Origin of the sequence: Clostridium subterminale (assembly GCF_039521425.1) — a bacterium.
In the GTDB taxonomy this organism is placed as follows: domain Bacteria; phylum Bacillota; class Clostridia; order Clostridiales; family Clostridiaceae; genus Clostridium_J; species Clostridium_J subterminale.
In genome coordinates this window covers 939,995-953,648 of the sequence record NZ_BAAACI010000006.1, presented here as the reverse complement: position 1 = coordinate 953,648, position 13,654 = coordinate 939,995, and the positions used below count along the sequence as shown (strand labels likewise).

Genomic DNA, 13,654 nt, shown 5'->3' with positions numbered 1-13,654 from the left:
ATTATAACCTAATAAAAAGTTTTTATCATGCATAATCCTATATGCTATACTATTTAATTTCATATATTTATATGCTGAATATACCATAATTATCCCTAAAAATCAAATACAATTGGCTGTAAATTTACAGTCAATTGTATTTTTATTATTTATGTTTTAAGATATAAATTCAGCCTTCTTTAATACCTCTTGAGCCTTTGCTCCATCTTCGTCAGCTACAAGCACTATAGGTCCCGTACATCCCATTCCACTTTCTGAATATATACCTTCTTTCCAAAGTGCTTTACATGCATTTTCAAGCTCTAATATATCAATCCCTGCTATAGAGAAAGTTACTACCTTTTTAGGTGGCATTTTTACTTCTTCCTCTTCTTGAGGTTTGTTAGCTTTTTTTGTAGTTTTATCTATAATCTCCTTTAATCCAGCTACATTAGCTGCCTTAAATTCATCTCTTGCTATGTCTAAAACCTTATTCTCTGCACAAGTTGCACAGAATCTTAAAGCTTCTGAAATAAGAGGCGCTCCTGAAGCTCTTGAAACTATATTAACTAATTTATCATAGTTTTCTCCAATTCCAGGACCATATCCAGCTCCTACAGTTTCATAATTTCCACCTGTAGTAAATGATGAAAATACTTTTACTAATAGGTTTCCTGTTAAAGAATCACAAACCATAACATCTGGAGTTCCTGCTAAAAGGTCATTTCCTCTCATTACAGCTCCACCATCAGCTCTTAATGATTCAGTAAAAGATATGTCATATCCACCTTCTTGAGCCTCTCTTAGAATTCTTTCTACTTGTCTAGCACCATCAAGATTTAATATTCCAACCTTTGGATTTACAATTCCATTAGCTTTAGCTACTGATATTCCAGATATAGCATTTTTAACCATTCCCTCAACTCTATTTGTAGAAGTAGTTCCTGTAGTTGTAGCTATTATCATCTCTTTTCCTTTACCAGGAGTCATCACTTTACCTACTGTAGAAACCCCTATTGGGAAATCAAAGTGTTGTGTAACACAACCATCTAATTCTCCACACTCTAACATAGATGTCATTTTTTTATGACCTTCTTCAGCTGTTTCTACTTCTACTACTTCAAAATCAACATCTATTTTAGGACCAATTAGAACTATATCAAAATCGCCGTATTTCACTTTTGCAAGTTCAGCAGCTTTAACCATCTCTTCAATTCCATGTTCAGACCCTAATATAGTTAAGCCTATTCTAACTTTTTTCTTGAATTGTCCGCTTTTTATTCCTGTTGCTATATCATTAAAGACTTCAGCAATCATTGCCTTAGTAGCATTTTGACTCATTTCTACACCCCGTTTCTTTAATAATCTCTTCTATTTAAAGAGATAAATTAGTAATTTTTAAGCGTCATAAGGAGAGTTCCTCCTTATGAGTTTAAAGACTCTATTTATCAGAGTTCATTAAAAAGCTTGCAAAATCCTTCATAGCATCTGCTACCATTGATTTAACTTCTTCTTTACTTACACCTGATTCATTGTCTAGTTTTCCAGTATTCTTTTCAACTAGTATAGAAACTCCATCGAATAGGTTAGTCATTCTTCCTAAGAATAAACTTCCTTTTCCTACAATCATAAAGTTATTTAAAACGCCATCTTTAATGTGATCTATTCCATGTCCAACTATTGGTACTCCAGATGGGATATGACCTTGAGTTGGAGCGTAACCTTGATATCCATGAGCTTTTATAAACCCTGGTAATTCTTTTCTATCTAATTGACCCTTCTTAACAGCTAAAGCACCAATCATTTTATAGTTTTGAGTTGGCACATCTCCTGCTCCTGCAGGTTCAGTTATATCTGGTGTTTGCATCTCTGGTGCATATTTATCTACATCTGTTACTTTAAGTCCAGCTGCTGTTAATGGATCAAGTACTAATGCTTCAAGTACAGCTTGTGGGGAGGCACCATGACCAATTGTATGTCTTCCTATTATATCAGTTCTTAAAATTGGACTTACTCCATCATTTTCAGAAACAAGAATAGCAAATCCTCCTAGACAGTCTTCAAGCACTGGTAATTCTTTCTTTATGTGATCTTTACCATTCATTCCAAGCTTAGCAGTAGCTCCACCTGCAACTACTAGTACATTTTTGAATATTCCACTCTTAACAAGTGATGCTGCATTTATTAATGCATGAGTAGGTCCTGCACAGAATCCTCTCATATCTGAACCAGTAGCTCCTGAAAGACCTACAACTTCACCTATAGACTTAGCAACATTTCCACCACCTCTTTGGTTCATATCTCCTATTGCTTCTTCTGAACACTCTATTATATATCCTATTTCTTCCACTGGAATATCTAAATTGTCAACTAGGTGCATTCCAGCAAGTACTCCTGAAGATTTAACTGCTAAATTTTCAAGCATATAGTGAGCTGAAAGGTTTGGGTCAAACTCATGTGCTCTTCTTACACAACCAACAAGTTTTCCATCTATATATAATCCTTCTGCTCCAGCATTATTAACTAGTTCTTCAATCTTAGCTATTTCATCACCAGCAATTTTTTCTGCTTTTTCCTTTAGTAATGGGTGCTTAGCTAATTTTTCTTTTATAGTTTCAACAAAGGATTCTTCTAATAAAACTAAATCAAATACATCAGAGATTTTCATTAAGCCATAGAACTCATCTTGTGGCATTATTTCTCCGTATTTACCAAATCTGTTAGCATTTTCTATATTCTTTCCAACCCATGGTCTTGGCATTTCGCCTAACTCTTCTGGTGTAATGTTTCCTATATAAGTTTGGTTTGGTGCATAAGCTACAACTTCCTCAAAACTTCTTAAATGACTTTTTATAGCCTTTAAATATTCTGAATCAGGATTTGTTTGTTTTTCTAATGTTTGTGTAGTTCCATTATGTATTACCATATCTGGAGTATTCACTAAAATATAAGATGCTTTCTTTATAACTGGAAAATTCATTTTTAATTCAACCTCCCTTAATAATGTGCCTTTATAATAATTAATTTTGTAATTTGCACAATCTATAATAAATGGATAAAAACTATTCATTGTACATTGTGCAAACTAACCAATCTGCTATCAATATATTTAGTAATTAGGGGATTACCCCTAATTACTAAATTATTAATTTCAATTATTCAAATATTTTTTGTCCATCAACTTCTGTTTCAAGAGCTTTTAAAGCTTTTTCAACAAGTTTTCTTCTTAATGAATATTCATCCTCTTTTGATAAATTTGGATTTCCAAGTGGGTGAGGAATAGCAACTGTAGGAATTATTCTGTTAGCTCCAACAGTTAAAGATACTGGAGTAATAGTACACATGTGAACTACTGGAAGTCCAGCTCTTTCTATTTCTTTAACAAGCGTTGCACCGCAACGTGTACAAGTTCCTCACGTAGAAGTTAATATAACTGCATCTACGCCGTCAGCTATTAATTCTTTAGCTGCAAACTCACCATATTTTTTAGAAGATGCAACAGCTGTACCATTACCAACTGTAGAATAGAAGTATCTGTGTAATGATCCTATTTTTCCTTCTTTTTCAAGCTCTCTTAGGACATCTACCGGGATAACTCTATCTGGATCTTCGTTAGCATACACTGGATCATGACCGCCGTGTGCTGTTTCAAAAGTTTCTCCAGTTAAATCATTAATTCCTTCTATATCATATTTACCAATTTTAGAAGCTGAAGATGACTCTATGTGATCTGGGTTTCCTTTTGGAACTATACCACCAGATGTAACTATAGCAATTTTAGCTTTAGTTATATCTTTTATTGCTGGCATTGGATCAACTCTATCAAAGTCAGGCATTTTAAATTCTGTAACGAATTCTTCACCTTTTATTTTTTTAACAAGCATGTCAACTGCTCTTTTAGATCCTCTTTCAGTTGCAAAATAGTTCTTTCTTATACCTCTCTCAATGTAGTTCTCTTCTACTGGAGAACCTACTTCTTCTCCCTTAGCTAATTTAATAGCTAATTTAGCCATTTTAGGTAATGCATCTCTCATACCTACAGCACTATTTCTTGTAGAGATAAGATATAAATCTTTTTTATACATGTCTGCGCCTGGATTTTCAATGTACATTCCAGATAATACAGGTATATTTAACTCTTCTTTAACTGCCTTACATACATCTCCACATGCAACACCATATCTTCCAGCGTTAAATGCAGGTCCAGCTATAAATAAATCCGGATTATATTTTTTAACCATTTCGATAATTTCTGCTTGTGCTTCTTTTGTATTCTCAGCATAGTAAGAATCTCCACAAATAACTGTAGCAACTATCTCAACGTCTTCTTTCTTTAATAACCCATTTAATCCAAGTCCAGGTCCTACAAACCCTTCACGAACCTCAGGTTTAATATCAGCTTTTTCTTCTCCGCCTATTCCTGCGTAGAATTGGTTTATATAATGAACAACTTTTAACATAGGTTTTCCCCCTTTCATGGGTATTGGCCTCTAGAAATTCTATTTCTTAGGTCAATTAACTTAACATTTTCTATTAAAATTATTTATTAAAGATATTTACAGAATTGGTCTCTTACATTTTTAACTTCTTCTATAATAGCATCAACATCAAGAACCATTTCCATCATTCCGCATTGTTCGTCATAGATAGCCTCATCACATTCTGCTTTCATTTCTGGTTCTACAACGTGGAATACAGATAATCCAAGGTCAACTCCTGCTAAAGGACCTGCAAATGTTGGGTCTCCAGCAGCAACTGTTTCAGCAGATAATCCAGATGCTTCTGCCTCTGCTCCTCCGATTACTACTACCATGTTTTCTGCACCATATTTTTCAGTTAGATCTTTAACTCTTTGTTGGATCTCCAGATCCATTGCACCTGCAGCTGTTCAGACAAAGCACTCTGTTGATGCAAAAACAACTTCTGCTCCTGCTGATTTAACACAAGCTTCTATAGCTGGTCCTGGTATTCCGTCTCTATCTCCTATACAGATAGCTTTTTTCCCTTGTAACATAATATCTATCTCCTTTTCAATATACTAATAATCATTAAACTAAACTTTTATTTATATTTTTAAATTAATATCCTTTAGCTGTTAAGTAGTTAAATCCGACTTCGCTAGTTGCTCCAGTAATAACTTGAATTTCGGCTTCAATTGATCCATCTTCTCTTAAACTTCCCATATGTCCACCAGCAATAATATTGGCAGCATCTACATGGCCTATTACTCTTTTCATAGGTGGTAGAACAACAACTTCGTTAGCATTTCCTCCAGTTACTACAGCATCCCCCTTTGGAGTCGAGTCTGCTAATGATTGAGACATACCGTCTTGACCAGCATACTCATCTGTTACTAGAACAGTTTTAATACCTTTAGCTGTAACTTTATTACAGTTCATAACTAAGTCCGCATCTGGGTTTCCAAATCCTTCTTCAGAAATTATAGCAGCATCAGCTCCTAAGAATTCTACTAACTTAGCAACCATATTTGATGATCTCTCTTTATCAGCTAGATATACGTTTTCATTCGTTATAACGCAACCTAAGAAGTTAAAGTCCTTACCATGTCTCTCATATAAATCTTCTATTATTGGATGATTCATATGAACATAAGAAGGATTCTTATCACAAGCAGATACACAGTTTCCACTTACGATAGCTCCATCAAATACTTCTGTTGGATAAATAAATGTAGGAATTATCTTCTTAGCATCTACTCCATATACATAAGTATCATGTAATAATCCTTGTGTTTGAAGCATATATACATATACTACCTTTGGTAACTCTGGATATTGCTGAACTTGTTGTAGAAGTGGTAATGTTTCATAACTTTTCACTTCATCAGGTTCTACATTCTTACCTGCTTTTCCAAGGTATGTAGCTGCTTTAAATCCTATAGTTCTTACTGCTTCTTCATGATCATGTTGTAAAATTCCTTCTTTTGGTTCACATATAACCACAAGATTATTTGTTTTTGAGAATGGTGTGTACTTAGCACCTTCTCCACTCATATCAACTATACCTTCTTGGAAACCAACGATTTTACCAGTAGTTACAACTGCAGCTCCTTTTAAAACATGCGTTCTACCAGAACCTACTGTATCTACTTTGCTAATGAAACCTGGGAATATTCCACCATTTCCTTCTACTTTAACTCTTGGTTCAACTACGTCTTTTACAGGTATTATTCTAACTTCCTCACCTGGTCTTGCAATATCAAAATCGATGCTTGCAATCCTTTCGTCACCAGATACTTCGCTTAATAATTCCTCTTTGTTTACATAAAGAACTCCGTTCTCAACTTTTGTTTCTGGTCCAAATTGAAGATCCTTAATAAATATCTTTCCAATCTCTAGACGCAAAACCTTCACCTCCTAAAAATATATAGGTCACTTTTATTTATTAGAAGATGGGAGGTAATCCTCCTCATCTAATAACCTTTTTAACCTTGAAAATTGAAATTATAATGTTTCGTAGTATTCTTTAATGAACCCTTCGATATCATCTAGTGTAGCAATTTTATCTGGAGTTATTGTAGCTACGCAAGCTCCACCATTGTAGATTTTCATGGTTGGAAGTCCTAGAACTTTTTGTCCTATAGCAACTCTTCTTGCTCCACCTATGTTTAAGCTAGCAAATTTTATTTTATCTTCATACTTAGGTTCTAAATCGTGAACACCTGGCATTAAAGATATACATATTTCACATTTATCTCCCCAAAAATCTACGAAAACTGGTTTATCACTGTTTAAAACTTCTGACTCAAAATTATCTTTGTTTAATTCTATCATTGTATTTTACCTACCTTTCAGATTATAAATATTTATTAATATATAATTTACCTAAAGTAAATAAATTATATTCTAATGTAAATTTTCTATATAATGCTCTGCATTAGTAGCTGCAATAGCTCCATCTGCTGCTGCTGTAATAACTTGTCTTAATGATTTTTCTCTAACATCTCCAGCTGCAAATACTCCTGGTATGTTAGTTCTCATTTCTTCGTCAGTTATTATATCTCCTCTTTCGGTCATATTTACTTTATCTTTAAATAGCTCTGATATTGGTAAATATCCAACAAATACGAAGCAACCGTTAACTTCTAAAGTGCTAACTTCACCAGTTTTTCTATTTTTAATAGTCAAACTTTCTAGAATTTCATCTCCATTAGCTTCCTCTACAACAGAATCCCAAATGAATTTAATTTTAGGATTTGCAAAAGCTTTTTCTTGTAATGATTTAGCTGCTCTTAATGAATCTCTTCTATGAATTACAGTAACAGTTTCACCAAATTTAGCAAGATATATAGCTTCAGTAATAGCTGAGTCTCCACCACCAATTACAGCAATATCAAGCTCAGTAAAGAAGTCTGCATCACAAGTAGCACAATAAGAAACTCCTCTTCCTCTTAATTCTATCTCATTTTTAAATCCACCAAGTCTTGGAGTTGCTCCAGTTGCGATTATTATTGTCTTAGCTTGATATTCACCTTTTCTACATTTAATAACTTTAACATCGCCTTCTAAAACAGTATCAACTACTTCGTCTTTAACAAACTCAGTACCAAAATCTTCTGCTTGCTGTCTCATTCTTTGACTTAATGTTGTTCCAGTACATTCTTCAATTGAACCTGGATAATTCTCTAGTTCATCAGTTGTTGTTGCCTGACCACCATATTTTGCTCTCTCAATGATTAACGTTTTCATTCGTGATCTTGAAGCATATAGTCCTGCTGATAATCCTGCAGGTCCGCCTCCAATTATTATAGTGTCATAAATTTGTGACATATCAATATACCTCCCTTAGTTAATAGCATGATCTATTAAGTCTGAATCTATTAATTGAAAATCTGCTAATATTTTTTCACTCCATTGTGGAGTGTTAAAATCTCTTAAAAATTTTTCTGTTGTAACTATAGAATTTTCCATAATTTCCAAAGACTGCAAATCAACCCCATCGACAACCTCCACTGAAACACAAACAGTTCTGTAAGGAGTTTCATTAGGCTTTACACTACCCATCAATGGATGAGTAAGTATTCTATTGCCCTTATGAATATAATTTCTTACCTTTTTTAGTATATCCAACTGCGGCACATCTATAAACTCAACTTTATACTTTCCCTCAAATTTCTCCTTTGACATAGGATTGTTAGTTACAATAAATAATGGTTCTATCATTTAAATACCTCCTATTAGGTGCACATAAAAAGGCATAGGGCAAAATATTAAATATATTTTGCCCTATGCCTCTGTATTTTAACCTGAGAGTTTTGCTCCTTCGGTGCATATACGCTTTCCAGAGTTTTGTCCATTTTCGGTCCTTTTGCCTGAGAGTTTCATATTTATTCGGCAAAATAAATACTTGCTTCTTCGGCTACCTAATTTAATAGATTCTCTTCCGAAAATGTCATCCAAACTTACTATTTTATTTAATTTCTTTCTTTAATATTAGTATATAATAAATTTGTCTAATATTCTACATATTTTTATTGTTTTATTATTTGATTTTTCTATAGTTTCTATAAAGTTTTTTTAATATAAATATTCTGTCAATTATATATGTTATCATTACCTTCATATATGTTTTTTCTTAATATGGCTAAATCCCTTGCATATCAACACTAAGCGCCTATTTGTTCTACTATTATTTCTTTGGAGAAAAATATTTCAAAGAAATAAATTTCTAATATATTTAAATTTATCCTTTTATATACTTGAAAATGCATTGATATTTTTTTAACTTTTTAAATATGGTTATTATTTTTTCTATAAATTAATTTTGTACTTCATTAATACTTAAGATATTTGAAATACTTAATATACAATAAATTTATTTATATGTCATTATAAAATCCTATATCACTATTTCAAATATAATGTTATATTCTATTTGAAATTTAATATTTAAAGGATATGACCTTATAAAGTGCATCCTAAGTCAATGACATTTTATTAAATCATATCCTTTTTATTATATATAATAAAATTAATATTTAAATTAGTATTAATTTTTTCCAATAAAGAAAATGCCGCAAGCATTTTTCCCTGAATGTGTTCCTACTACACATCCAACCTCAGATTCTATAAATTCAATGTTATGTTCTTTTAAATAGTCTATAATTCCATTAAGTACACTTCTGTTTTCTTCATCAACTGTAGCATTTAAAACTATAGGTGTAACATCTTGTGAAATCCCACACTGATCTAAATAATCTATTAAACACTTAAGAGCCTTTTTACTCCCCCTTACCTTATCCCTTACAACCATTTCGCCATTTTCAACAGCTAAATTCAATTTTATTCCTAAAAGTCCACCTACAAATGCTGTAGCTTTACTAAGCCTTCCACCCTTAACTAAGTTATCTAGTGATTGGAAATTCAAGGTACTCTTTATATTAGGAATAATATCGTTGATAATTGAAGTTATTTCTTTAGCTCCTTTTCCTTCATCTCTAAGCTTACATGCTTTAAGCACTAGTATTCCCAGACCACTGGTAACATTTTGTGAATCTATTACATGTATCTTATCATTTCCTACCATATCTTTTGCTATTAAAGCTGATTGATACGTACCACTCATCTTAGAGGATAGGTGAAGAGAAATTATTTCATATTCCTCATGGATATACTCCTTATATATACTCTCAAACTTAGCTGGAGGTATTTGACTTGTTTTAGGAAGTTCTTCCGTCTTCTCCATCTCTTGAAAAAATGTTTCTACATCTATATCTACTCCATCTAAATAAGTATTATTGTTGATGGTTACTTGCAAAGGTATTACATGTACACCAAGAGATTTAACCAAATCCTGTGGTAAATCACATGTACTATCTGTTATTATTTTTACTTTTTTCAAACCTTTTTCACACCCTACTTCATATTTTCAAACCCTATTTGTCTCAATCCCTCATAAGCAATTATAGCAACTGTGTTAGAAAGGTTAAGAGATCTAGTTGTAGTATCTACCATAGGCACCTTTATAAGATTTTCTTTATTTTCTTCTCTTATATAATCAGGCAATCCCTTAGATTCTCTACCAAATACTAAAAAATCACCTTCTTTGAAATTTGGCTCATTATAATATTTAGTTCCTTTAGTAGTACAAAAATAAAATGTTCCATCCTTATATTTTTCTCTTAAAGCCTCATAACTTTCATGGATTTCTAACTCTAACTGTGGCCAATAGTCAAGTCCAGCCCTTCTTACTGCTTTTTCATCCAAGCTAAATCCTAGTGGTTTTATTAAATGCAGCTTACAGTTGGTAAGTACACAAGTTCTTCCTATATTCCCAGTGTTTTGAGGAATCTCTGGCTGAAATAATACTATATTTAAGTTCACTATTACGTCCTCCTAAAAATAAACCTATTAAGGCTTGATAAAGATATAATACTTCAATTCTATTTCTATGTAAAGTTTATAACTTTAAAAACTTTGTCTAATATTTTATTTTAATATAAACTCCTCGATGACATTAGCAACTCCATCCTCTTCATTGCTAAGGGTCACATAATCTGCTTGTTTTTTTACAAATTCTTCAGCATTGCCCATAGCTACACCTACCCCTGCGAATTTAATCATAGAAATATCGTTTTCGTTATCTCCCATACAAATTACTTCTTCTCTATCAATTCCATAATACTCACATATCTTCTTTACTGCTTCTCCCTTTGATGTTCCCTTTCTCATAATCTCAAAACTTCCATCCATAGAACTTACTACTTCAAAGCTTTTTAGCTCTAAAAACTCTTGCTTTGCAGCTATAACTCTCTCTTTATCTTCATGTACTACCATAACTTTAATTAAATTTACATTCTCTTCAAATAGTTTTTCCCATCGATCTATAATTCTTATGACTACCTGCCTATTTTTAGGTAAAGTTGCATTTGCCTTACTATATATTAATGCTGAATACTTTATCTCTTCTGTATATATTGTATCCGTACTATAAAATTGAGGCATAATACCATGCTTTTTTAATAACCTTAATATGACTCTACACTCTTCTTTATTTAAATATTCTTCATATATAGCTTTATCCATGTCTTTTTCTCTAATATATGCTCCATTTGAAGCTATAATAGGGGTTTTTACCCCTATTATATCTCCATAATAATTAGCTGATACAAATATTCTTCCTGTGGCAACTACAAATTTAGCCCCCTTATTATGTGCTTCATTAATTGCCTTTAAATTTCTTTTAGATATCTTCTTTTTATTATTCAATAATGTGCCGTCCATATCAACACAAATTAACTTATATTTCATTAGTACCTCCATATATTAAATACAAAATACTTATTAATAATGTATTTATACCATTTTTCTCTTTCCTTAATATAATTCTCAATATACATGAAATATTCTTTTTTTTCAAACGCACCTGGTAATATTTCTCCATAAAACTCATCATAGACCAAGTTTACAATATCTGTTAATCTATTTTGCAGCTCTATATCTCTTATAGAATCTACAAATTCTAGATCTCCACTGCTTTTACTTTTTGCTATACCTTGAGTCCTTAGCCTTTTTAAATAATAATTATATAAAGGTATTATGCTTTTATTCTTAACTATTCTCATTTTATTAATTTCATACAATCCAACAAATATAGTTATTATTATAATTACTGCTCCTATAGTTATATAGACTCCTATATATTTATTGAATTCACCATTTTCTCCCATTTCACCTTCATCTTCATTAAATCCTGGTTGATTTTTATTAATTTTATTATTCTTAGCTTCATTGTTTGGATTATTTTCCGTTGGTGTATTTTCTAATTCAATTTCTTCTTGAGCTTCTTCATATTCAGTTGGAGTTGGTGCTGAGTCTACTATGGCCCATTGATTTCTATATGGGTTTATAAGTATTTCTGCCCATGCATGAGCGTCAGCATTAGTTACCTTATAACTACCATCTTCTCCTTTATCATCTGACATTTTAAATCCTTCTGCATATCTAGCTGGAACACCTGCAATTCTACACATCATTACTGTTGCAGATGCAAAATAAGTACAATATCCCTTCTTATCTAAGAGTAAAAAATTACTTACAAAATCGCTATATTCATCATTCTCTCCCACATTAGTAACATACTTATAATTTTTCATCAAATAACTTCTTATAGCTAAGGCTTTTTCGTGAGTCGTTAGTTCCTCCACAGTCTTTTCTTTTGCTTGTGCTTCACTAATCAGTATATTATCAACTATTTTATATACTTCATCATTAATCGGAGCATCAAGCTGAAGATAATTCATGTAATGTAGCATAAAGTTATTTAAAAAAGCACTTTCTCTATTTACATATTCTATGCCTTTAGATGTATCTATTGATGAAATTAAATTCTCTCTATAAGAATAATCATCAACTCCAAACTCCCTTTGGGGCATTATATAATTTTCATTCAATGGAGTTTTTTTATACAAAGAATTTTGAATTCCTTCAAGATAATTATCAAAGTCACCATAAGATATATAACTAACCTTGTAAGGTTCCTTTATCTCTACATCACTCATAAATATCGGAATTAGATCTACAAACAGATTTTTACTATCATTAATGATATTATTACTATTATTAGGCGTAAAATATGAAGTAGTTTTAAAGTTCTTTCCTGGAACTATAGTTAATGTTTTTTCTTCGACTTCAAAATTTTCATCTTTTGTTGGCATTATAAGTTTATACATAGGCATATTGGAAGATTCATTAACCTCAACTTTTCTCATTACTTTTTCCTCAGATTTTGTCCATGATCTTCCTGTATAATAATCCATAGCCTTACCTCTTAAATAATAAGGCTTATCTGAAATTACTTTAAACACCTCTCTATGATTTATTGCTATAGATCCTCCTAATATTTTAGATGAATCACTATACCCACTTTGCTTCATTGAAAAGCTCCCCTTCAAAGCTTCCAAAGGTGGATTCTTTTCATTTTCTTTTTTCCTTGCAAATTCATTTTTAAAAAAAGTAGTAACACTGTTTACAGTTTTTCCTTTATATTCTTGAGGTAGTATCAATATTAATCTTGGAATTACTAGAGAAAATATGAGTATTAATGTAATCATGTATTTTATATTAATATCTATTTTAACTTCTCTACCTCTATATTCCCTACATTTTTTAATATATTCTCCTATTCCTAAGGTTATAATAACGATTCCTATAAAATAAGAAATGTTAGGAATAACATTTTTATAGAATATTTGATACCAGAAAATTATAAAAATGCCTATAGAAAAAAACAGAGGAGTATATCTAAATTTCTGAGTTATAGCTATAAGCACAGCTATAAGTAAAGGAATCGTTATGGAAAATATATGAACAAACTCCTCAAAATTAATATTTTTAGCCTTGAGGGCTGCACTATTTATATTTTTTAAATTAAGTGATATTACTTGAATTTCTTTTAATACAAATATTCCAGAAGTTGTATAAATGATTATCCCTAGTAAAATAAACGCAATTATAAAAAAGATTATTTTTTTTCTTGTATTATTAAGTACCTTAGAAAAAAACATGTAAATTAGTATACCCATAGAAAATAGTAGTATTAAAAATACAAAATTTAGTTCTTCTATTTTAAAACAATCTACTATAAGCTTTATTACTATTGTAAAATTTATAATAACTAAAAAAGATTTTAATATTTTTTCTTCAATAACTCTCAT

General features: G+C 31.4%; 12 protein-coding genes and 2 riboswitches. All 12 genes read right to left on the bottom strand.

The window, feature by feature from the left end; all coding sequences use genetic code 11:
* Nucleotides 1-156 precede the first annotated feature (156 nt).
* The 12 genes from grdD to ABDZ93_RS13555 all read right to left on the bottom strand — a co-directional run bounded on the left by grdD (nt 157) and on the right by ABDZ93_RS13555 (nt 13,654).
* Nucleotides 157-1,320, bottom strand: coding sequence for a glycine/sarcosine/betaine reductase complex component C subunit alpha (grdD, locus tag ABDZ93_RS13610; RefSeq protein WP_343826955.1), 1,164 nt, complete (start codon nt 1,318-1,320; stop codon nt 157-159).
* Nucleotides 1,321-1,420: 100 nt separating this feature from the next.
* The gene (grdC, locus tag ABDZ93_RS13605) at nt 1,421-2,959 is read right to left on the bottom strand and encodes a glycine/sarcosine/betaine reductase complex component C subunit beta (protein WP_343826954.1); all 1,539 of its coding nucleotides are present in this window, start codon (nt 2,957-2,959) and stop codon (nt 1,421-1,423) included.
* A gap of 175 nt (nt 2,960-3,134) precedes the next feature.
* Nucleotides 3,135-4,439, bottom strand: coding sequence for a glycine reductase complex selenoprotein B (gene grdB / locus ABDZ93_RS13600; protein ID WP_343826953.1), 1,305 nt, complete (start codon nt 4,437-4,439; stop codon nt 3,135-3,137).
* Nucleotides 4,440-4,525: 86 nt separating this feature from the next.
* Nucleotides 4,526-4,993: a glycine/sarcosine/betaine reductase complex selenoprotein A gene (gene grdA, locus ABDZ93_RS13595; protein ID WP_343826952.1), complete on the bottom strand. Its 468-nt coding sequence runs from the start codon at nt 4,991-4,993 to the stop codon at nt 4,526-4,528.
* 64 nt (nt 4,994-5,057) lie between these two features.
* A complete protein-coding gene (locus ABDZ93_RS13590; protein WP_343826951.1) occupies nt 5,058-6,344 on the bottom strand; it encodes a glycine/sarcosine/betaine reductase component B subunit in 1,287 nt (428 codons plus the stop codon).
* Nucleotides 6,345-6,443: 99 nt separating this feature from the next.
* A complete protein-coding gene (locus tag ABDZ93_RS13585) occupies nt 6,444-6,773 on the bottom strand; it encodes a thioredoxin family protein (protein WP_343826950.1) in 330 nt (109 codons plus the stop codon).
* A gap of 72 nt (nt 6,774-6,845) precedes the next feature.
* Nucleotides 6,846-7,769: a thioredoxin-disulfide reductase gene (trxB, locus tag ABDZ93_RS13580; RefSeq protein WP_343826949.1), complete on the bottom strand. Its 924-nt coding sequence runs from the start codon at nt 7,767-7,769 to the stop codon at nt 6,846-6,848.
* Nucleotides 7,770-7,784: 15 nt separating this feature from the next.
* Nucleotides 7,785-8,162, bottom strand: a complete 378-nt coding sequence (locus ABDZ93_RS13575; RefSeq protein ID WP_343826948.1) for a GrdX family protein — start codon at nt 8,160-8,162, stop codon at nt 7,785-7,787.
* 69 nt (nt 8,163-8,231) lie between these two features.
* A riboswitch (glycine riboswitch) is annotated at nt 8,232-8,286 on the bottom strand.
* Nucleotides 8,287-8,289: 3 nt separating this feature from the next.
* Nucleotides 8,290-8,395: riboswitch (glycine riboswitch) on the bottom strand.
* A gap of 593 nt (nt 8,396-8,988) precedes the next feature.
* Complete coding sequence (locus ABDZ93_RS13570) at nt 8,989-9,840, bottom strand: DegV family protein (RefSeq protein ID WP_343826947.1); 852 nt, start codon at nt 9,838-9,840, stop codon at nt 8,989-8,991.
* A 14-nt stretch (nt 9,841-9,854) separates the two neighbouring features.
* Complete coding sequence (locus ABDZ93_RS13565; protein WP_343826946.1) at nt 9,855-10,322, bottom strand: tRNA (cytidine(34)-2'-O)-methyltransferase; 468 nt, start codon at nt 10,320-10,322, stop codon at nt 9,855-9,857.
* A 105-nt stretch (nt 10,323-10,427) separates the two neighbouring features.
* Nucleotides 10,428-11,249, bottom strand: coding sequence for a Cof-type HAD-IIB family hydrolase (locus tag ABDZ93_RS13560; protein ID WP_343826945.1), 822 nt, complete (start codon nt 11,247-11,249; stop codon nt 10,428-10,430).
* Nucleotides 11,249-13,654: a transglutaminase-like domain-containing protein gene (locus ABDZ93_RS13555; RefSeq protein WP_343826944.1), complete on the bottom strand. Its 2,406-nt coding sequence runs from the start codon at nt 13,652-13,654 to the stop codon at nt 11,249-11,251. The genes ABDZ93_RS13560 and ABDZ93_RS13555 overlap by 1 nt, the downstream gene beginning before the upstream one ends.

Bases quoted from the DNA above. Each gene is read 5' to 3' on its own strand.
- ABDZ93_RS13555 (WP_343826944.1), bottom strand. From the start codon at position 13,654: ATGAGAGTTATTGAAGAAAAAATATTAAAATCTTTTTTAGTTATTATA.
- ABDZ93_RS13585 (WP_343826950.1), bottom strand. From the start codon at position 6,773: ATGATAGAATTAAACAAAGATAATTTTGAGTCAGAAGTTTTAAACAGT.
- trxB (WP_343826949.1), bottom strand. From the start codon at position 7,769: ATGTCACAAATTTATGACACTATAATAATTGGAGGCGGACCTGCAGGA.
- ABDZ93_RS13575 (WP_343826948.1), bottom strand. From the start codon at position 8,162: ATGATAGAACCATTATTTATTGTAACTAACAATCCTATGTCAAAGGAG.
- grdC (WP_343826954.1), bottom strand. From the start codon at position 2,959: ATGAATTTTCCAGTTATAAAGAAAGCATCTTATATTTTAGTGAATACT.
- grdD (WP_343826955.1), bottom strand. From the start codon at position 1,320: ATGAGTCAAAATGCTACTAAGGCAATGATTGCTGAAGTCTTTAATGAT.
- ABDZ93_RS13560 (WP_343826945.1), bottom strand. From the start codon at position 11,249: ATGAAATATAAGTTAATTTGTGTTGATATGGACGGCACATTATTGAAT.